Origin of the sequence: Sulfitobacter sp. OXR-159 (assembly GCF_034377145.1) — a bacterium.
In the GTDB taxonomy this organism is placed as follows: domain Bacteria; phylum Pseudomonadota; class Alphaproteobacteria; order Rhodobacterales; family Rhodobacteraceae; genus Sulfitobacter.
Genome location: NZ_CP139707.1, coordinates 2,198,094 through 2,218,235 on the forward strand (window position 1 = coordinate 2,198,094; position 20,142 = coordinate 2,218,235).

Sequence of the window (20,142 nt, forward strand, 5' to 3'; positions counted from 1 at the left end):
AGGTGCCCGCCATCGACCCGCCGCATATTGTTGCGAAATGTCTTTAATTTCATCCTGATAGAAGAGCTTATCGTGTGCTGATGTCGCTTGTTGTTGCTGTACGCTGCAAAACACTGCATGTTTAAAGGCGGGTAGGTAGGAGGGTATATATATGCCGCGTATCGCTAAGGAACTCTCGGCACTTGAAGTGAAAAGGTTGCGTCACACTACCACGAACCGCAACGCTACATTTGCGGTAGGTGGTGTCTCAGGCTTGATGCTGCAAATTACCCGTAATGGTGGGCGCACTTGGCTTCTTCGCGTAACCGTTGGCGATAAGCGCCGCGAAATCGGTTTGGGCGGCTTTCCCGATGTATCGTTAGCGCAGGCACGTGAGCGTGCACGAGAAGCCAAAGATCAGATACGGCGTGGCATTGACCCCGTGGAGGAGCGCAAAGCAGCCCAGGCAGCTTTGGTGTCCGCACGTCGTCGCGGCCTGACCTTCTCAGAAGCGACCGACAAGTGTCTTGCTGCGAAACTTGATGCCTTCAAAAACTTCAAGCACCGCCAGCAGTGGCAGAACACCTTGCAGACCTACGCTATGCCAGAGCTGGGTCAGTTGCTGGTTGACGAAATAACCGTGCAGGACGTGCTAAGGGTTCTGGAGCCGATCTGGCAGAGCAAAACCGAAACCGCCTCACGGCTCCGCGGTCGCATTGAGACCGTACTGTCGTGGGCCACAGTGTCCGGACATCGTATCGGCGACAACCCAGCGCGCTGGAAAGGAAATCTGAAAGAGCTTCTCCCCGCCGCATCAAAGATCGCACAACAGAAGAACCATCCGGCAGTGAAGATCGAGGATGCCCCTCGATGGTTTCAGGCCCTACGCCAACGTGACGGCATGGGTGCGCGGGCTTTGGAGTTCGCGGCGCTTACAGCCACCCGATCTCAAGAGGTGCGTGGAGCTGCTTGGGAGGAATTTGATCTGGAGGCGGGACTATGGGTTATCCCGGCGGCTCGCATGAAAATGGAACGAGAACACCGTGTACCACTCACACGGGACGCTGTGACGTTACTGGCATCCCTGCCTCGCATGCAGGACAATCCCCTCACCTTTCCCGCCCCTCGAGGCGGAGAGATGTCTGACATGACGCTTAGTGCTGCCATGAAGCGCTTGCATGTCGCAGATGTGAGCGCGGGTCGGGCTGGGTTCGTCGACCGCGTGAACAATCGTCCAGCTGTTCCTCACGGGCTGCGCAGTACGTTTCGAGATTGGGTTGCGGAGCGCACTCATTTCCCCGGCGATATGGCTGAGGTGGCGCTGGCTCACAAGATTGGCAATGCGGTGGAAGCATCCTACCGGCGCGGTGATATGGTTGAAAAACGTCGCGCAATGATGGCCGCCTGGGCAGACTATCTCACCTCACATCAATCTTTCCGAGCAGCGGTTACAGACCGGAGTGCAGAATGACAGACTGGCGCGATCACTACAAAGACCGCGATTGGGCGAAAGTCGAGGAGTGGTTCTATCACTCAGAAGACAAGGAAGAGGTCGCGATTTTGCGAGACTGTCTTCGCCAAGATATTCCACGCGTTAAACGACGCAATGGCGTCGAGGAAATGGAGGAGTACGCTCGACCAGATGAAGTTACTGAAGAATGGCGAGGCGGGGCTGAAATTCTTCACCTTGGCGAGCTGGACGCGATCCTAGATGGAGAGCCCGACTCCGCCTTACAAGAATGGCAAAAGGCTCGGACATCCCTTGAGACAAAACTAGCCAGCTACACTGAGGTCAACGAAGTCACCGAAGGGGCCCTCGAGCTATCCCGTCGCGCACACGCAGAACAGGCGCTCCAAATGCTGGGCGACATCGACCAGATTGGTTCTTGGATGCGACAAGAGCTTAATCCAGACGAGCGACTATGGTTAGATGAGCGGGACTGTCCTGAATTTTGTGCTCTGGCGTGGTAACTGCTCTATAAGGAGACCCACGTATGAGCATCGACAAAAAGCTATTAGACCAACTGATGGAAGGCCGGTCCTCTGGCGACCTATTCGGCAAGGAGGGCATTCTTGCCGAGTTGACCAAAGCATTGGCAGAACGCGCTTTAACAGCTGAGATGGAGGAACATCTTGGGGCAGAGCGCGAAGAAGGTGTCGCGGAGGGCCAGAACCATCCGCCCAATCGTCGTAATGGCAGCAGCCAGAAGACTGTGACCACCGACAGTGGGAAGGTCATCTTGGATATTCCGCGCGACCGCAACGGCACCTTTGATCCGCTGTTGATCGCCAAGTATCAGCGTCGTTTTCCCGAGTTCGACCGCAAGATCGTCAGCATGTATGCACGCGGAATGACGACCCGTGAGATCCAAGGGCACATTGAAGAGATTTACGGCTTTGAGGCATCACCCAGCTTGATATCGGTGATCACTGAGGCTGTGATGGACGAGGTCACCGCCTGGCAGAGCCGGCCACTGGAACCCTGCTATCCCGTCGTCTTCATGGATGCGATCCGCGTCAACATCCGCAGTGATGGAGCGGTCTCGAACAAGGCGGTCTTCGTAGCCTTGGCGATCCGTCCAGACGGCACCCGGGACGTTCTGGGGCTGTGGTTCCAGGCCAACGAGGGTGCCAAATTTTGGGCAAAGGTTCTGAATGATCTACGTCACAGGGGCGTTCAGGACATTCTGATTGCCGTGGTCGACGGCCTCAAAGGCTTCCCCCAGGCCATTGAGGCGGCTTTCCCGGAAACCCAGGTCCAGACGTGCATCGTTCATTTGCTGCGCCACTCTATGAGCTTTGCCAGCTACAAGGACCGCAAGGCCGTGGCGACAGCCCTGAAGGCAGTCTACACCGCCTTGGACGTCGAAGCAGCAGAGGCTGCGCTGGCCGAGTTCGAGGAGAGCGATCTGGCCAAGCGCTATCCGGCCATTGCACCGAGCTGGCGCCGAGCCTGGAACGAGGTGATCCCGTTTCTCGACTACCCGCCCGAAGTGCGCCGATTGATTTACACAACGAATGCCATAGAAGCCCTGAACTCAAAAATCCGGCGTGCGGTGCGAACCCGAGGCCACTTCCCGAGCGATGAGGCGGCAGCAAAGTTGATCTTCTTGGCGCTCAATGCTACTTCCGTCGAGTGGAAGCGATCTGTGCGTGAATGGCACCGTGTTAAAAGCCAACTCGCCATCATGTTCGAAGAACGCTTTCCCATGGCGTAACTAAAGGCGTCAGGGCACAAAATTACGCACACTCCCAGATGAGCTTATTGCCGAGGTCTCTCACTTAGCTTTCAGTGCTGGATCGCATACACGATCCGCTCTGGGCAAAACGTATGAGGATTTGGCAATCCGCGGCGGAATGATAAAGGAATACGCTTCCAAAGGAGGCAAAGCGGCAAAGCAAGCTCGCAGTCCGGACGTTTCAGCAAGATTGCAGCGCATGGAAACCAGCATAAACAACGGATTTTCAATCTCGGCCGCCGCACAACACGCTGCAAAAAGTGGAATGGGTAACAAAGCTGCAAATGAAAAGCTTTGGAGGCGGCATAAGAAAAACTCATAGAGCACCATCGAAAGTCCGGACAGTGCACTGCCGTGTCCGGGTACGGTCGCGAGACAATGCAGACAATCTCATCTAACAGGAGTTTGTCGTATGTCGCATATCTATCTATCTGACACCCAGGTCGCCATCCGCTACGGTGTCCACCGCTCTACGCCTTGGCGCTGGACTAAAGCTGACAAAACTTTTCCCAAGCCCGTCATGCTCACGCCCGGCTGCACACGTTGGAAGCTTGCCGATCTGGAAGCCTGGGAAACCGCCAAGAAAGGCGGTGAATAATGAAGGACGAAGAGAAAAGCGTCGTTGCGGCTGGACCCCGCAACGACGCTCGACACACATATAAAGCTGGTCAGCTTCCCGAAGAAGATACTTCTTCTTTAGCGGAAAGTCATCCCGTTATTGCAATGGGGTATGATCGCAGCAGTATCGCAAAGTGCATGCCAGACGCTTACAAGCGCGTGTCCCGGTGTGTGAGTTATTGTCTGCTACTGGCTGACGCTGCCGCGTGGCATGGTCTTACGGTAGTGTTGACGGCACGTTTGACGCAAAAAGAGCGCTTGGCCATGGCATGGGCTGTTCTGCGGTCCCTGACGCCTAAGCAAATTGTTGCGTTGGCCGAGACCGTCTTGCCAGATGCCACGAGCTCCCCGATTGCGCCCTTGTTCAATCACATGGATGAGGCGGTTTCCTGGGCTGACGTGGCTGAACCTGAGGCACTTGAGGCGTATTGCCTCGCCAGCTTCAATGCCATGCCTCAACCGCGGCAAGCAGCTTTCCTTGAGTTTGCAAAAGGGAGGGCAGCGACATGACGTTTATCCAACCCGCAAACATCGGCTTGCGTAACCCGGAGGCGATCAATTCTCCGCCGCGTGGTGAAAACCCTCAAGAGCAAGTGCATGAAACGCGCGCGGACGAAATCAGAGGTCGCCTCGTAAGCCTTTCGACAATCGAACCAGTGTTGACCAACAACTACATGGTCAAAGGTTGGCTGGATCGGAATTGCCTGTCTATGCTCTATGGCCCATCTAACGCGGGCAAGACGTTTGTGGCTCTCGATATTGCCATGCACATCGCTGTGAGCAAGTCATGGCGCGGTAAGCGCGTGAACGGCGGCCCGGTTCTCTACATCGCTGCTGAGGGTGGGGCGGGTATCCGCAACCGCGTTGCTGCAATCAAGCTTGACCGCCCTGACATGGCGTCTGCACCGTTCACCCTCCTGCCTCTCGGATTGGACCTGCACGGGCAAGGTGACGCCCTGGCAATCTGTGAGGCCATGCCCGACAAAGCGCCTGCCCTGGTGGTGGTCGATACGTTGGCTCGGTCTATGGGCGCGGGAGATGAGAACACGGCCAAGGACGCGGCCATGTTTGTGCGTAACTGCGATCTGATCCGCGAGGCCACGGGGGCGCACGTCATGGTCATCCATCACACGGGCAAGGATGAGGATCGTGGGGCGCGTGGTTCCTCTGCCCTCCGGGCGGCCGTGGATAATGAAATCCAGGTCACCTCAGAATGGGAAATCCGATCACGCAAGCAACGCGATCAAGAGCCGCCTGAGCCACTGCATTTCGAGCTTCGCTCGGTGGCCCTTGGTCTGGATGAGGATGGGGAGCACGTTACAAGCGCAGTGGTGGATCTAGCTGACCCTCCTAAGCCCACGCGCAAGCCGCTTAGGGGCAGGAATGAGGTGGCGATGCAAGCGCTTAATGACGCGCTGCGCCAGGGCGGCACGAAAAAGAGCGGCAAAGAATGGCCTCATAACCGGGAGGTCGTTCCTGTGGATGATTGGCGCAAAGAGTGTGGCGTTCATGGGCTGACAACGGGTGTAAGTGAAAGCGCCGCCCGTCAAGCGTTTAAGCGGGCCAAGGATAAGCTGATGGACATGGATGAGGTGCGTGAGTTTGGCGGCTACGTTTGGCGAGTGCAAGGTCAGGACGATGACTGATGCACACCATGACAATCGTGACATTCCGTCACTGTGCGTGACATGTGCGGACCAGATTTGCCGTGACGGCTGTGACACACCTCTAGGAGGTGTCACAGTCGTCACGCTGGTGGATACTGTCTGAATACTCAACCCCTCTTGGCAAGTTAGGGCAGCAATGAATTCCCTTAAAAAAAGTCGTTTCGCCTCAGCAAGGGTTTTACTCAGGCATTTACAAAAGTTAACTTAAAGTATGGGACGACCGCCAAACTTCATCGCTCCAATGACCACAAATGCTCAGGCCAACTCATCAGAACCAGAGCGCCATTGGTGGCGCAAATGCCCGTTCACGGCCGGATGGCACCACAGTAAACAGCTAGCGTGCGTCCTATGTCTTGAAGGCAGCTGTAAGCGCCTCAAAGAAATCGGCCTCGATGAGCAATATCGACCTCTGCCTGATGACCGACTTCCGAGCTGCGGTGCCAAGCTTAGAAACGGTGCTGCGTGCGAAGCAAAGGTTGTCCCCGGAAAGCGACGCTGCCAGTCCCATGGAGGGCTCTCGACAGGGCCAAGGACGTCCGACGGACGGAAACGTATTGCGGCGGCTCAGCGCGATAGATGGGCACGATGGCGTGCAGGCGATCAAAAGCGAGAAGACATGTACCCCAGCCCCGGAATGAAACCCTAGGCTAATTGTGCGCCGTAAGCGGCGGCTACGCAGCACTTAGGATCAGCTTGACGGCTGGAAATTCCACGGAAGTAGGTCGTCGATGCGATTGGCAGGATAACCTGACGCAATCGCTTCAAGGGTCGCTTTGAGGTATGCGAACGGTTCGACATCATTGACCTTCGCGGTCGCGATGAGAGACGCGATGCGGCCCCAGGCGTGGCCACCTTCGTCGTGACCGGCAAAAAGCGCATTCTTTCGTGTCAATGCAATTGGGCGGATCAGGTTCTCGACTGCATTGGAGTCGATCTCGACCCGGCCGTCGTGCAGGAAGGTCTGCAGCCCGCTCCATTGCCGATGGATATAGGTCAACTTCTCGCCGAGACGGGACTTCGAGGAGATCCGGCGCCGTTGGCTCTGAAGCCACTCGCCGAACTCTGCAACCAATGGCGCCGTGCGGGTCTGACGTGCCGAGAGGCGCTGACCCGGACCCATCCCACGGATCTCGCTTTCAATGCGGTAGAACTCTGCGATCCGACGCAGCCCTTCTGCGGCGATCTCTGAGCCGTCTCGATCAAAGACCTCTTTCAGCTTGCGGCGTGCGTGTGCCCAACAATACGCGACAGTGATCGGCGCGCCACCTTTCCGCGACGGGCGCGTGAGCCGGTTGTAGCCAGCATAGCCGTCCAGTTGCAGAGTGCCGTCAAAGCCCTGCAAGATCTGTTCTGCATTCTGCCCTGCACGACCCGGGGCATAAGTGAAGACAACGCCTGGCGGATCATCTCCACCCCATCCTCGGTCGTCGCGCGCCAGTGCCCAAAGGTATCCTGTCTTCGTGCGGCCTCGACCTGGGTCCAGGACGGGGGCCGTTGTCTCATCCATAAATAGCTTGCCGGACTTCTTTAGATGCTCAGCCAAGCGGTCCACGACAGGGCTCAGATGGAAAGCCGCTGTGCCGACCCAATCGGCCAAAGTGCTGCGGTGGATATCGATGCCGGAGCGGGCAAGGATTTGGCTTTGACGATACAACGGCAAATGGTCTGAGAATTTGCTGACAAGCACATGTGCGATGGCGCCCTCAGTCGGCAACCCGCCTTCGATCAGATGCGCAGGAGCCGGGGCCTGCGTGATACCTTCAGCGCAGGAACGGCAAGCATATTTGGGGCGAACGGTGACGATGACACGCAGCTGCGCTGGAATGATATCCAGCCGCTCGGTGCGGTCTTCACCTATACGGTGCATCTCGCCACACCCGCAGGGGCAGTTCAAACTCTGAGGCTCGACCACCCGCTCAACCCGTGGAAGGTCTTCGGGAAGATTGCCACGGTTGCGTCGGGCAGCTTTGCGAGGCCGTGCCTCTGAGGGCGTCTGCTCAGCTTGCTGAGTCTCAACTTCAGCGACGGCAACCTCAAGGTCTTCAAAAGCCAGCTGCCGTTCATCCTCGCTTAACTTCTCCGAGCGCTTGCCATGTGTGGCGTTCTTGAGCTCGGCAATGAGGTGCTCCAGACGCTTAACCAAAACTTCCAGCTCAGATGTTTTGGTTTGTAGCCCGGTCGTCTCTTGCTTCAGCGATTTGTTCTCGCGCAGCACCGCCAAGACAGCTTCACGCTGGCTCTCGGGGATGGCAGATATATCGATGGGCGGCAGGTCGGACATGCCCGGAGTATAGCTTGATTTACGCCCAAATGGGCAGGCCTTTTGCGCCTCCGAGTGTGAACGGCGGAGCAATACTCGGCCACGGTAGCGACGGCATAGTGTTGTCGCGGGCGGCGTAAAAGTCGTCCACTTTTGCCCTTTCGGATTTCGGGAGGGCTTGGGGATATACACCGTGGACTTGTATTTGAAGGTGCGTCACGCTCATTTCCAGGATGGATTGAGCGGGCGTCAGATTGCCCGGGATTTTGGGATCAGCCGGGACAGTGTTGCGAAGATGTTGGCCTATTCGGAACCGCCGGGATATCGGCGGACAGCGCCGATCAGGCGCCCGAAGCTGGATGCGTTCACCAGCCAGATGGACCAATGGCTTGCTGAAGACAGGAGCCGCCCTCGCAAGCAGCGTCACACCGCCAAGCGTATTTTCGAGCGGTTGCGGGACGAGTGCGGTTTTGATGGCAGCTACACCATCGTCAAGGATTACGTTCGAGACCGGAAGCGGACCGGCAAGGAGATGTTCGTGCCGCTGAGCCATCCGCCCGGTCATGCACAGGCCGATTTTGGTGAAGCGCTTGTCGTGATCGGCGGCGTCGAGCAGAAGGCACACTTCTTTGCCCTCGATCTGCCGCACAGCGATGCATGCTACATCCGGGCCTATCCTGCGGCCAATACCGAGGCGTGGCTTGACGGCCATGCCCATGCCTTTGCGTTCTTCGGCGCGGTTCCCCAGTCGGTTCTTTATGACAATGACCGCTGCCTGGTAGCCCGGATTCTGCCGGATGGCTCCCGGCAAAGAACCCAGCGGTTCAGCGCGATGTTGTCGCATTACGTGATCCGGGACCGCTATGGCCGTCCCGGCAAGGGCAATGACAAAGGGGCCGTGGAGGGGCTGGTCGGCTACGGACGTCGCAACTTCATGGTGCCGATCCCGTCCTTTCCGGACTGGCACGCGTTCAACGCTCACCTGGAAGAGCAGTGCCGCAAGCGCCAGGGTGATGTTCTGCGTGGCCACAAGGTCAGCATCGGGGAACGGCTGAAGGCCGATCTCGCGGCGATGCGGGATTTGCCCGGCACTCCCTTTGAGGCCTGTGAGTTGCAAAGTGGCCAGGTCACATCGACATCGGTGGTGCGTTATCGCGGCAATGATTATTCGGTGCCGGTTGCCTACGGCCACCGTGCGGTCTGGATCAAGGGCTTCGTGACCCGGGTTGTCATCGGCTGCGGCGCCGAGGTGATCGCTGAGCATTCGCGCTCCTATGACACCGGCGACATGGTGTTTGATCCACTGCATTACCTGGCGCTGATCGAACGCAAGATCATGTCCTTCGATCAGGCCGCGCCTCTGCAGGGCTGGGAGTTGCCCGAAGCGTTCAAAACCCTGCGCCGACTGCTGGAAGCCCGGCAGGGAAAGGCCGGCAAGCGCGAGTATGTGCAGGTCCTGCGCCTTCTGGAGCGCTTCGAGATTGACGTGCTGCATCTTGCCGTCAAAGATGCCTTGCGAATGGGAGCGGTCAGCTTCGATGCAATCAAGCACCTGATCTTGTGCAGGGTCGAGCAAAGGCCTCCGAGGCTGGATCTGGATGTCTATCCCTTCCTGCCCAGAACCAACATCACCACCACCTCCGCCGCATCCTACATGAGCCTGCTGGCAGGAGGTGGGGCATGACGGATGCACCCGAACTGCTGCTGGCCCACCATCTCAAAACGCTTCGGCTGCCCACGTTCCTGCGTGAACATGACAAGCAGGCCCGTATCTGCGCCGCTGAAGGCGTAGATCACGTGCGTTACCTGGCCCGGCTGACCGAGCTGGAACTGATCGACCGGGAACGGCGCATGGTGGAACGCCGGATCAAGGCCGCAAAGTTCCCGACCATCAAAAGCCTGGACAGCTTCGACTTCAAGGCGATTCCGTCGCTCAACAAGATGATGGTGCTGGAGCTGGCGCGCTGCGAATGGATCGAACGCAAGGAGAATGTGATCGCGCTCGGTCCCTCCGGCACCGGCAAGACCCATGTCGCCCTCGGGCTGGGACTGGCTGCCTGCCAGAAAGGATTGCCTGTCGCCTTCGTGACCGCCGCAGCCCTCGTGCACGAGATGATGGAGGCCCGCGACGAAAAACGCCTCCTGCAACTCCAGCGCAAACTCGCCAAGGTCAAACTGCTGATCATCGACGAGCTGGGATTCGTCCCCTTGAGCAAAACCGGCGCCGAGCTTCTGTTCGAGCTGATCTCACAGCGCTACGAGCGAGGGTCGACCCTGATCACAAGCAACCTGCCCTTCGAGGAGTGGACCGAAACCTTCGGCACCGAACGCCTGACCGGCGCGCTGCTGGACCGGCTGACACACCACGTCAACATCCTCGAGATGAACGGCGAAAGCTACCGCCTCAATCAAAGCCGCGCCCGCCTCGCCGCCGCTAACAAATAAACCTCACAGAATTGGCCTGACGGCCAATGCGCCTTGGACCGGGCTTGCTATATGAGGGCCGCACGCTCCAAGGCGCTCGCCCCAAACTGGCCGACTTTTGCTCCGCCACAATGGCCGAATTTTACTCCGCCGTTGACAATCGAAGACATCGGCGCGACCTATCGCTACGCGCTGGTACAAAGTAAAGCTGAACTCGCCCCCAGCTGGCTGCGCGCCCGCATGGCATTAGATCGTGACGATCGTGTGCTCCACCTAACTTGCATGCATTATGCCGATGGCGCGCCCTATCAGCACGAAGATCGATGGATCAACCTGAGCGCTCTGCCCGAAGCCGAACAGAACGATTTTGCAGATGTCGGTCCTAATGAGTGGCTGGTGTCCACTGTGCCTTTCACCGATGCGCAAATCAGCTTCCACGCCATCACGGCAGACGTCGCTGTCTCTGATTACTTGGACTGCACCAAAGGCGATGCTCTATTTCAGACTGAGCGCATGACATGGCTTGAGGGACGGACAATCACCTTCGTGCAACTGACCTATCGCCGCGGTCATCGCATCACCATGCAGTATTGACCAGCCGGGCAGAGTTCGACGGTTCAGCGATGCTGCATGTGAGCCTCGTCTGTGAAAGCGCAAACCTCTACCTACCTGGCTAGAATCGTCGACGGGTTCAGCTCATTCCTGAAAATGCCTTTTGTGGGCGGTCGCCAGATAGAATTGCAAAAGCGGCCCTTCCGACAGGACCAAGCGACGGATTTGCGATGGCAGACCATTATGGCCCCCGTGCCAGACACTGCGGCGCAGCGCACGCCATACGATCGCTACCCGCGTATCACATTGCTTTAGTCTTTGGCGCGCAGGGTGATGATCAATGCCGCTGCATCATCAGGTAAATCGAAACTTATCGGCATGGCCGTGCTGATGACCGTATCACCCATATCCAACACAGCCCCCTCTACCTGCGCGTGTCCCGCGATCACGTGCAGGACGCCCGTTTGATCTGCCCGCCCAAAGTCAGTGACACCAGGCTCACGCACAACACGCGCCTTACCCACGCATTGCGCGGTATCGAACATCAGGTTGAAGTTACGTATCGGCCCTTGGCCCAGCGTGGCTGTTATCGGCGTGGACCCGTCAAAGGTCATTGGCACCGCGTAGCGCGCCAGCATAGCGCCATTCGGCCTGTGGAGCATCATGTTATCGCCCTTGATCACGGTCAAAATACGGGTCATGCCCGGGAAACTGGAAAACTCCCCATTCCGATCGACATCCGCCATGCTCAAGCGCCACAAAGGGCCGCTTGTATCTCCTTCTTGAGCGATATTACGCGTTATGCCGCCGCCGTTTTTCCATGGTGTTTCCACCAAATCATGCTGTCGAATAATTTGCATATCAGCTCCCGCACCGCGATCTTTCTTTCTGATCCTTGATCCCTGATCACTCTGAAACAGAGAACCCCTTTCGCTGCTAATTAGAAAGCAGCTTCAGCTTTGCGCCGAGAGTTAGCCGCCGAGCAATTGCAGAACGGTGGCATGCGGTAGCCACCTAGCGGCAGTTGGCCCGATTGCCAAGGGTTGCTGCGCTCCTCGGTAATCGTCTTCAAGCGCGACGACAACGGCATGCTTGGTTAAACCTCCCCCGAATGTAGTTGAGCGGCTCTGGCGGACATTGAAATACGAATGCGTCTATCTGCATGCTTGGCAGAGCGGGTCAGAAGCGAAGGGAGGCATTCGAAAGTAGATAACCTTCTATAACCACCAGCGCCTACACTCCGCCCTTGGCGGCAGGCCGCCAGCCGTGGTCTATTGCCAGAGAAAATACGAAACCCAGCCCAATCAGCAGGTGCAGCGAATAGCTTAAATTACGCCAGATCCTGTCCAACAGATGGGGAGTAGCTCACTAATACCCATTAGCCACCTAACGTGATGCTTACCGGTCCGACCGAAATAGAATTTGCCGGCTCCGAGCCGTTTTCCCTTAGGGTCAGGATGCATTGATTTCGCTCGCACAGCATGATTCACCGCTCGGAAAATGGAGCAGTGATATGAGCGATCTTTTCTGGCTGACCGACGCGCAGATGGCCCGTCTGGCTCCCTTTTTTCCCAAGTCACACGGGAAGCCCCGGGTAGATGACAAGAGGGTGCTGAGCGGGATTATCTTCATCAATCGCAATGGCTTGCGGTGGCGCGATGCGCCTGCTGCCTATGGTCCTCACAAGACGCTCTACAGCCGGTGGAAGCGTTGGAGCGAGAAGGGGATCTTCGCGCGGATGATGGCCGGGCTGGCGGCAGAACACGGCGAGAAGACGACCGTGATGATCGACGCGACGTATCTTAAAGCCCACCGAACGGCGACCAGTATGGCCGCCAAAAAAGGGGGCGTGGTCGCCTGATCGGTCGAACCAAAGGCGGCATGAACACCAAGCTGCACGCCATCTGCGACAGTCAGGGACGACCGATCGACCTGTTCGTCACCGCCGGACAGGTCAGTGATTACATCGGCGCACGGGCCCTGCTGAGCGGCCTGCCAAAGGTCAAATGGCTACTCGGGGATCGCGGCTATGATGCCGATTGGTTCAGAGAAGCGTTGCAGGACAAGGGGATACGCGCCTGCATCCCAGGCCGAAAGAAGCGCAAGACGCCGGTCAAATACGACAAGCGGAGATACAAGCGGCGCAATCGCATTGAGATCATGTTCGGAAGACTCAAGGACTGGAGGCGTGTGGCCACCCGATATGACCGATGCCCGAAGGTCTTCCTTTCGGCCATCGCCCTCGCCGCCCTCGTCATCTACTGGCTATGAATCCTGACCCTAGGGCGATCTGTCTCAGCGCCTCCATAATCAAATGACTTCCCATCGAATGGCCGACCACAGAAAGCCGTAGCCGACTTTCTTGCAACAATTCCAGCAACAGCGGGACAAGGGTATCGCGGGCGATCAGCACACTGTCCCGGTCGTAGGCGTATTCCAGCGGATCAGCCGCCGATGGCCAGGCGAAATGGATCTGCGGACCACGCATCTCGTAATCCCAAGCAATCTGCGCATGACGGTAGACAGCTTCCGCGTAATTATTGTTGTAGCCATGCACAAAGAGGACAGCTTCATCGTTTGAAAGGGCGGCAGCCGCGCTCGCTTTGTCCAGAAAGGACCGCATCGTCGGCAGCTTTTCTGCTCCGGCAAGGGCGAAATGCTGGGCTGGGTCGACGCCGTACGCATGGGGCCATTCAATATTCCCGATCGGGACTGTTGCATTAACGAAGCCACTTGGCGACGATCATGATTTGGAGGTCGAGCATGCCACGTAAATCACCGTTCAAGCGCCATCGCTTTCCCCGGGAGATCATTCTCTGCGCTATTCGTTGGTATCTGCGATATCCGTTGTCCTACCAAGATGTTGTTGATCTCCTGGAAGAGCGCGGGATCGCGGTCGATCGATCAACAGTCTTCCGCTGGGTCCAGAAGTTCTCGCCTGAACTAACGAAGCGGACTGAGAGGCATCTGCGTCGCGCAAGCGTCGATTGGCACGTTGACGAAACCTACACTCGGGTCGGTGGCAAATGGGGCCTGGCGTCTAGCCTCCCCCTCGCCCCATAAAGCAACCAAGAAAGCGTACCTTTGTGTCAAAGTATAATCCCAACCGCCAAGTCAAACCGATTTACGAGGCTGCGGGGCAGTGGCGGAAGAGATCGCTAACCGCTGAGCATTCGATCCTTTCTGAGGACAAGAGCCTTTGGACGAACGAACTTTTGAATGAACTTGACCAACGCTTCGTCAAAAACCTCGACGCCGGCAAAGGTGATTTTCTCTCAAAACTGAAAGTGCAGCTTTCAGAAGGATCTCCCGCTTGTCGGCAGCTGATGGCCGAGACCTTATGGTTGTTACTCCTATTCCCTTCCAACGTGGGTGCAGCCAAGAAGCGAGAGAACGTGCAGGAGATCTGGTCCTGGTCTGGAGATGACCTGGACGTAGCGCATCCGCTTATAAATGATGACGTACTGGAGGGCATTGGCTCAGCTGGAACTGCTTACAATACGCATCGGTGGCGCGAGTTAGTTTTCCTGATCGGTGCCATGCGCGATTTTAAGGCGCGCAACGCCACTGACAGCGAGCAGATCGCCTCGGACCCCTGGGCATTTTCCGGCTGGTTGAGCAGCCTTCCAGGGGCCCGGAACAGACAATTGATTCACATCCTGCCACACCTGCTGTTTCCTGAGACCTTCGAGCGGATCAGCTCCGAAAGCGATAAGCGTCTTATCCTCGCAGGTTTCGGTGACAAGCCGGAAAAGGAAATTCGGAAGTGGACTACAATTGAGATCGACCGCGCTTTGCTGGACCTGCGCCGTCGCCTGGAACACGAGCATGGCTCGGACATCGACTTTTACCAAGAAGAATTTGAGTCCCAATGGAAGACGCAGACAAAGAACTGGCTCCTCAGCTGGAACCCATCCAGATGGAACTGGGATACATTCGCGGACGACCGCGCCATGACCATCAGTGGCGAGAAGGCCGACAACCGCTGGCGATGCAGCTCGAGCAAACCGCGCGAGGGTGACCGCGTTTTTCTGATGCAGACCGGCAGTCCTCCGAAGGGCATTGTAGCTGCCGGCAAGGTTACGCGCGCGCCGTACGACGCAGAGCACTGGGAACAAGCCCGCGCCGATGCCGGAGAGGTGACGCGCTTCGTGGACGTGGCATTCGACTCCGTCCGCGACGCAACCATCGACGAGATTGCCCCTTTAGAAGACCTTCAGACCCGCGAACCCAGCCAAGAATGGAACCCGCAGTCCTCTGGGATTGAGATCAAGCACAAGGCGGCTAGGACCTTGGAGCGCCTCTGGAAGGCGCTGCCACAGGTATCGACAGACACAACTGCACCGAAGGGCGATAAGGGATCTGGAGAAGCGTTGCCGAAGAAATCCGCGCCGCCGCTGAATCTGATTATCTACGGCCCTCCAGGCACCGGTAAGACCTATCGCCTGAAGAACGATTATTTGCCGCGTTACGAGGATGGGGCCGGAGATCGTTTCGAGTTCGTCACTTTCCATCAGAGCTATGCATACGAGGATTTCGTCGAAGGGATACGTCCTATCACGGAGGACGGCACCGTCACATACGAAGTACGGCCGGGCGTACTGAAGCGGCTCTGCGAGCGTGCCCGACGCGCGCCTGATACGCGTTTCGCCCTCTTCATTGACGAGATCAATCGCGGGAATGTCGCGAAGATCTTCGGCGAGCTCATCACGCTGGTTGAGGTAGACAAGCGTATCCGCACCGATGCCACCGGGAGTCGGCTGGCGAGCTGCAAAGGCTTGGAGGTGGCGCTCCCCTACTCCGGTGAGCGTTTTGGGGTGCCGGTGAATGTAGATGTGATCGGCACCATGAATACCGCAGACCGCTCAATCGCCCTGCTCGACAGCGCCTTGCGGCGGCGGTTCCGGTTTGAAGAACTCACGCCGAAACCAGAACTGCTTGGATCAATTGACGATGGCGAGGGCAACACGATCGACCTGCGGCAATTACTGCAGGCGATGAATGCCCGCCTGTCCCGCCTGCTGCATCGAGACCAGGCCCTTGGCCACAGCTACCTTTATCATGTGAAATCGTTCGACAAGCTGCGCCGGGTCTTTGCACAGGAAATTCTGCCTTTCCTGCAAGAGGCGTTCTATGATGACTGGCGGCAGATCAGATACATCCTTGCCGACCAAGCGGTAGATGAGGAACTGCAACTCGTCCGGGCGCGGAAACAAAGTGCCGCCCTGCTCTTCCCTAAAGCGGATCCGGCCGAAATCAGTGATGGTGAGGCGTTCGAGATTATCCGAGAAAACGACATCACCCCGAACGCGATCCGCAAGATCTACGAGCCACCCGAATGAGGCGCCTAACCTTCCGCGAGAGGGAAAGCGTCAGCATTGGTCCGAACGGTGAAATTAGCGAACTGGAGGCAGAAGGCATCGCAAGACTTGCCGGACGTTTGCCCCCCGGAGCCCTCGCATGGGGTCACCGCGCACTGAAGTTTGGGCCCTTCTGTGGGGTCTTGCAGACCGGGCAGTTGGCGATCGAAATACTGCCTAAGATCGACCATGGGAGCGTTAACGAGGAAATGCGCGGACTGTTGGTGGCTATGCTTGCGCGGTCAGGTGAACTTGCAACAAAGCGGGTGGGCGATGCCGGTCTCGGGCACCAGCACAATCATCTCCTAGACGTTTTCATCGAAGATTTTTGCAGCCAGGTGAAATCCGCGCTACGAGGCGGGGCCATCGCCCGATACTCTGAGAGGACAGAGAACCTGAACGCCATCCGCGGACGGCTCGAGCTAACCAACCATCTGTGCGCGAACGTATTCGACCGTTCGCGGCTGCTATGTCGTTTCGATGAGCGCAGCTTTGACAATCCCTATAATCAAGCGCTTAAGGCGGTCATCCTCCTTCTGCTTAGGTTTGCGCTGAGTCCACGGACCCGAGCGATGGTGGCGGCACTCCTCCATCGCTTCGACGAGGTAAGGGACCGAAGGATCACGACCCGCGACATTGACGCGCTCCACCTTGACCGCACAATTCGACACTGGGGGCCAGTGTTCGCACGGGCCCGGTGGCTCTTGGCAAGTCTGCTTCCGGATGTCCGCACTGGCGACGCAGCTGGTTCGGCACTGCTATTTAACATGGAAAAGCTCTTCGAGATGGTGCTGGGACTGCGCATCCGACATGCGTGTCAGGCAAGCGCGAGTAATCACATTTCAGTCGGACTGCAAAGCCCGGTGAAAAACCTTGCCATATCGGGTTTCCAGCTTCGGCCCGACATTACTATTCAAAACGGCAGCGAGAGCTTTGCGATCATAGATGCGAAATGGAAACGCCTCGATTTAATCAAGTCAAACTCAGGCGTTTCAAGCAGCGACGCATATCAGATGAACGCGTATGCCAACCGCTACCGCTGCAGTCGTCTGGCGCTCGTCTACCCGGCCTCTGTGGACTGCCCGCCAGGAAAGATCACGGAGTTCGTACTCAGAACGAAAGAACAGCCAATCTTGGAGGTAATCGCGATGGATGTTCGCGAGCTTGCTTTCGGCAGTGGGATTCCGGCTGATCTTGCGGGGATGATCCCGAGCGAATGGCACCGGAAACAGGCATCACTGTAGGTATCATTACGCGCCTCTAGATGCGCCAATGACCCGCTTTTCGCTATATAGCGAAGGCCGCGAATACGACAATGCAGGTGCACTCAGGATTAAAGCAGTGTAATGATGTGCTTGGATCCTGTTGTTCTAGGCGGGGTGGCATGAAGGCAAGCGGCGCGTCTGCATTCAATGCAGCTTTGGACCGCACAGGGGGAATCGGTCTCGATGAGAAATATTGGCCTCTGCCTGATGAATAACTTCCGAGCTGCGGTCCCGAGCTCGTAGATGGAGCTGCATGCAAAGCAAAGGTTGTCCCAGGGAAACGACGCTGCAGATCCCATGGAGGGCTCTCTTCGGTGCCATAGACGCCCGAAGGACGGGATCGCATTGCGGCTTCTCAGCGGTAAAGATGGGCAAGGTGGCGAGCTGGCGATCCACCTATTAAAGATTGAGTGATTAGCTGCCCCCCCAGGACCGCGGCAGCGCGAAAAAGACAAGCATACGAAGCATTTCGATTGAACACGACATGACACCCAGCTAGCGTGCAGTCAGCACAAAATATGGGCGCGCATATTAATCATACGCGCGGAGTCGGGAGTGCGAAATGGTTAGTGAAAAGTCGGAGCTTCGCTGGGGTGTCGCGCAGCGCATCGAGTTCATCGAGTTCCGCTTGTTTTGGGAGGGGCATGTGAACCGTAGCGACTTGATGGAGCAGTTCGGGCTTTCGGTGAACCAAGCGTCCGCCGACTTGAACCGCTATATCGGGGTCGTGCCGGACAACATGGTCTACAACAAAAGTGCGCGGACATATGTCCGGGGACCGGACTATGCTCCACACTTCATCAAGCCTGACGCCAGCCGCTACCTCGCGCAGCTACGGTCTTTGGCTGACGGAATTATGGACAGCGACGATACCTGGATCGCTGAACTGCCATCCTATGATGCCGCACCAACGCTCACCCGCGGTGTGAACCCTGTCATTTTGCGATCAGTTGTCGGCGCTATCCGCCGTTCAGAAGCCATCGAGGTGAAGTATCAGTCCCTGTCACGCCCTGAGCCGTGTTGGCGGTGGATCGCGCCCCATGCCATCGGGTTCGATGGCTTCCGATGGCACACCCGGGCTTTCTGCCAGATGGATGAGGTGTTCAAGGACTTCATGCTCTCTCGCATCATCTCGACGGGAAGTGTTGAAGCCAGTGAGGTCACGGATGCAGCCGATGCGGACTGGCAAGAGCAGGTCACGCTTGAAATCGCCCCCCACCCAGAGCTGTCCGAAAGCCAAAAGAAAGTAATCGCGCTCGACTATGGAATGCGAGATGGCAAAACAAAGATCTCCGTTCGGCGCGCCATAGTTCACTACGCGCTCAAACGGCTCGGGCTCGACACAGATCCAGCTGCGCGGCAACCAAAGGATCAGCAGATTGTTCTACTCAACCCCGGCGTGATCGGCCCTCGCAATGAGTAACGGATCAGACTTGCACATGGAGAAGGCAAACCTCCAGCGTTTGGGTTTTAGTGGCGAAACGGGTGGGGCACATGCCTCACGCACAATCATGGTGGATGAACTTGGCAGACTATTAGACGCGGTTCAGGATCCTCTTGCTGAACGCGAGAAATATCGCTTGGCAATTATCAAGGACAATGCGCTCGGAAAGAGATCTGTAAAAACGCGCACACTGACATTCCGGCACCTTGCTGACCTCTACGGACTTGATCCGGACCTACTGGTATTTCGTGGCTTGAGGTTTTTCTGGGACCGGGATCCGGACGGACATTCGCTGCTAGCCCTGCAATGCGCATTCGCACGGGACGCGCTTTTGAGATCATCGGCGCCCTTCATTTCTTCGAAGGTCGTCGGCGATACGGTGCCACGCGAGTTAATGGAAGCGCATATCGAAGCGCTCTTTCCAAATCGTTTCAGCGCGGCGACGCTCAAGTCAACAGCTCAAAACTTAAACTCATCTTGGACAAAAGCCGGACAGCTGTCCGGTCGTGCCGTGAAAATCCGCTGCAAGGCCAATCCAACACCCGGAAACGCCGCATATGCTGTCTACTTAGGATACTTGGCAGGACTCAGAGGGCTTTCGCTCTTTAGTAGCCCATACGCAAAACTACTGGACTGCAACGCGGACCGATCCCTCGAACTGGCACAACATGCGGGTCAAAAAGGGTGGCTGAGCATTAACCATATTGGCGACGTGTTTGAAGTTTCATTTCCAAATCTACTGCCGCGGACCGACCGGGAGTGGTTGCAATGAGCCGAGTCAAGCGCCTCGTGAAATCGTACGCTCAGTTCATCTCTATACCCTGGCGAGATGACGCAGCTGCGGCCCAGCGAGTGGTCTTTTGCGTCTATCATGAGACCGAGGAGCGAGCACTTAGAGCCACAATAGATGAGTTTGAATTGGCATCCAGACAAGCTGGACACGATTGGCACCTCCACGAGCTGACAGACACATTCGCAGAGTGGTTGGCATCACAGCGATATGCGAAATCCTACTTCGAAAAGCCAAGCCTTTTGGCGACAATATATCCAAGATACTTGGAGCATCTGGCCTTGGATTTTGAGCGCCGCATCTCTGAGATGGAGTCGCCCCACAATAGTGTAATTGCTATATCCGGCGTTGGTAGTTTGTTTGGGTTTCTCAAAGTCAAAGATGTGGTCGATCGCCTGGCTCCAATGGTATCGGGCAGACTCGTGATATTTTTCCCCGGCAGTTACGAAGACAATAATTATCGGCTTCTCGACGGCTATGATGGCTGGAACTACTTGGCCGTTCCGATAACAGCTGACAAAATTTACTGAGAAAGAGACCTCGA

The 20,142-nt window shown here is 57.0% G+C and carries 20 protein-coding genes and 2 pseudogenes; 18 read left to right on the forward strand and 4 right to left on the reverse strand.

What is annotated here, in order from left to right; translation table 11 throughout:
* Positions 1–151 precede the first annotated feature (151 nt).
* Genes T8A63_RS11305 through T8A63_RS11315 form a run of 3 tightly spaced genes read left to right on the forward strand, consistent with a single transcriptional unit; the run spans position 152 to position 3,197 of the window.
* Complete coding sequence (locus T8A63_RS11305) at positions 152–1,450, forward strand: tyrosine-type recombinase/integrase (protein ID WP_322343855.1); 1,299 nt, start codon at positions 152–154, stop codon at positions 1,448–1,450.
* Positions 1,447–1,950 carry a hypothetical protein gene (locus tag T8A63_RS11310; RefSeq protein WP_322343856.1) on the forward strand — a complete coding sequence of 168 codons (504 nt, stop codon included), beginning with the start codon at positions 1,447–1,449 and terminating at the stop codon, positions 1,948–1,950. The genes T8A63_RS11305 and T8A63_RS11310 overlap by 4 nt, the downstream gene beginning before the upstream one ends.
* A gap of 23 nt (positions 1,951–1,973) precedes the next feature.
* On the forward strand, positions 1,974–3,197 hold the full coding sequence (locus T8A63_RS11315; protein WP_322343857.1) for an IS256 family transposase: 1,224 nt from the start codon (positions 1,974–1,976) through the stop codon (positions 3,195–3,197).
* A gap of 60 nt (positions 3,198–3,257) precedes the next feature.
* On the opposite strand, the gene T8A63_RS11320 is transcribed toward T8A63_RS11315, so the two are convergent.
* Positions 3,258–3,548 carry a hypothetical protein gene (locus T8A63_RS11320; protein WP_322343858.1) on the reverse strand — a complete coding sequence of 97 codons (291 nt, stop codon included), beginning with the start codon at positions 3,546–3,548 and terminating at the stop codon, positions 3,258–3,260.
* Positions 3,549–3,630: 82 nt separating this feature from the next.
* Here T8A63_RS11320 and T8A63_RS11325 point away from each other — a divergent pair, with 82 nt between their 5' ends.
* The 4 genes from T8A63_RS11325 (at position 3,631) to T8A63_RS11340 (ending at position 6,149) form a co-directional block, all read left to right on the forward strand.
* Entirely contained in the window at positions 3,631–3,816 is a 186-nt protein-coding gene (locus T8A63_RS11325) for a helix-turn-helix transcriptional regulator (RefSeq protein ID WP_322343859.1), read from the forward strand.
* The gene (locus tag T8A63_RS11330; protein WP_322343860.1) at positions 3,816–4,346 is read left to right on the forward strand and encodes a hypothetical protein; all 531 of its coding nucleotides are present in this window, start codon (positions 3,816–3,818) and stop codon (positions 4,344–4,346) included. The genes T8A63_RS11325 and T8A63_RS11330 overlap by 1 nt, the downstream gene beginning before the upstream one ends.
* Entirely contained in the window at positions 4,343–5,482 is a 1,140-nt protein-coding gene (locus tag T8A63_RS11335) for a helicase RepA family protein (protein ID WP_322343861.1), read from the forward strand. The genes T8A63_RS11330 and T8A63_RS11335 overlap by 4 nt, the downstream gene beginning before the upstream one ends.
* A gap of 262 nt (positions 5,483–5,744) precedes the next feature.
* Positions 5,745–6,149: an HGGxSTG domain-containing protein gene (locus T8A63_RS11340; protein ID WP_322343862.1), complete on the forward strand. Its 405-nt coding sequence runs from the start codon at positions 5,745–5,747 to the stop codon at positions 6,147–6,149.
* 42 nt (positions 6,150–6,191) lie between these two features.
* Here T8A63_RS11340 and tnpC read toward each other — a convergent pair whose 3' ends face one another.
* Entirely contained in the window at positions 6,192–7,784 is a 1,593-nt protein-coding gene (gene tnpC, locus T8A63_RS11345; protein WP_322343863.1) for an IS66 family transposase, read from the reverse strand.
* A 163-nt stretch (positions 7,785–7,947) separates the two neighbouring features.
* On the opposite strand from tnpC, the gene istA reads away from it, so the two are divergent.
* The 3 genes from istA to T8A63_RS11360 are packed head-to-tail and all read left to right on the forward strand — an operon-like array spanning position 7,948 to position 10,781.
* A complete protein-coding gene (istA, locus tag T8A63_RS11350) occupies positions 7,948–9,447 on the forward strand; it encodes an IS21 family transposase (RefSeq protein ID WP_416153249.1) in 1,500 nt (499 codons plus the stop codon).
* On the forward strand, positions 9,444–10,208 hold the full coding sequence (gene istB / locus T8A63_RS11355) for an IS21-like element helper ATPase IstB (RefSeq protein ID WP_058317429.1): 765 nt from the start codon (positions 9,444–9,446) through the stop codon (positions 10,206–10,208). The genes istA and istB overlap by 4 nt, the downstream gene beginning before the upstream one ends.
* 51 nt (positions 10,209–10,259) lie before the next feature.
* Entirely contained in the window at positions 10,260–10,781 is a 522-nt protein-coding gene (locus tag T8A63_RS11360; RefSeq protein ID WP_322343865.1) for a UTRA domain-containing protein, read from the forward strand.
* A 269-nt stretch (positions 10,782–11,050) separates the two neighbouring features.
* On the opposite strand, the gene T8A63_RS11365 is transcribed toward T8A63_RS11360, so the two are convergent.
* Complete coding sequence (locus tag T8A63_RS11365) at positions 11,051–11,599, reverse strand: HutD family protein (protein WP_322343866.1); 549 nt, start codon at positions 11,597–11,599, stop codon at positions 11,051–11,053.
* 256 nt (positions 11,600–11,855) lie between these two features.
* Here T8A63_RS11365 and T8A63_RS11370 point away from each other — a divergent pair.
* Both T8A63_RS11370 and T8A63_RS11375 read left to right on the forward strand, forming a co-directional pair.
* Positions 11,856–12,068 (forward strand): annotated as a pseudogene (locus tag T8A63_RS11370) (integrase core domain-containing protein); the annotation flags it as partial.
* A 184-nt stretch (positions 12,069–12,252) separates the two neighbouring features.
* A protein-coding gene (locus T8A63_RS11375) for an IS5-like element ISPso2 family transposase (RefSeq protein ID WP_132446695.1) occupies positions 12,253–13,010 on the forward strand; the annotation gives its coding sequence in 2 pieces (ribosomal slippage) (positions 12,253–12,589 and positions 12,589–13,010; 759 coding nt in all).
* Here T8A63_RS11375 and T8A63_RS11380 read toward each other — a convergent pair.
* Complete coding sequence (locus T8A63_RS11380; RefSeq protein WP_322343867.1) at positions 12,994–13,362, reverse strand: alpha/beta hydrolase; 369 nt, start codon at positions 13,360–13,362, stop codon at positions 12,994–12,996. The two genes, T8A63_RS11375 and T8A63_RS11380, sit on opposite strands and share 17 nt — an antisense overlap.
* Before the next feature lie 463 nt (positions 13,363–13,825).
* Between T8A63_RS11380 and T8A63_RS11390 the strand changes: the two genes are divergently transcribed.
* From T8A63_RS11390 to T8A63_RS11410, 6 genes and pseudogenes are all read left to right on the forward strand, one after another.
* Complete coding sequence (locus tag T8A63_RS11390) at positions 13,826–16,081, forward strand: McrB family protein (RefSeq protein ID WP_322343868.1); 2,256 nt, start codon at positions 13,826–13,828, stop codon at positions 16,079–16,081.
* Complete coding sequence (locus T8A63_RS11395; RefSeq protein WP_322343869.1) at positions 16,078–17,343, forward strand: McrC family protein; 1,266 nt, start codon at positions 16,078–16,080, stop codon at positions 17,341–17,343. The genes T8A63_RS11390 and T8A63_RS11395 overlap by 4 nt, the downstream gene beginning before the upstream one ends.
* 257 nt (positions 17,344–17,600) lie before the next feature.
* Positions 17,601–17,687, forward strand: a pseudogene (locus tag T8A63_RS22410) (HGGxSTG domain-containing protein); the annotation flags it as partial.
* Between the two features lie 239 nt (positions 17,688–17,926).
* Entirely contained in the window at positions 17,927–18,787 is an 861-nt protein-coding gene (locus tag T8A63_RS11400) for a WYL domain-containing protein (protein WP_322343870.1), read from the forward strand.
* Positions 18,788–18,803: 16 nt separating this feature from the next.
* Positions 18,804–19,580 carry a hypothetical protein gene (locus tag T8A63_RS11405; protein WP_322343871.1) on the forward strand — a complete coding sequence of 259 codons (777 nt, stop codon included), beginning with the start codon at positions 18,804–18,806 and terminating at the stop codon, positions 19,578–19,580.
* The gene (locus tag T8A63_RS11410; RefSeq protein WP_322343872.1) at positions 19,577–20,128 is read left to right on the forward strand and encodes a BREX protein BrxB domain-containing protein; all 552 of its coding nucleotides are present in this window, start codon (positions 19,577–19,579) and stop codon (positions 20,126–20,128) included. Before T8A63_RS11405 ends, T8A63_RS11410 begins: the two co-directional genes overlap by 4 nt.
* The last annotated feature ends 14 nt before the right edge of the window (positions 20,129–20,142 follow it).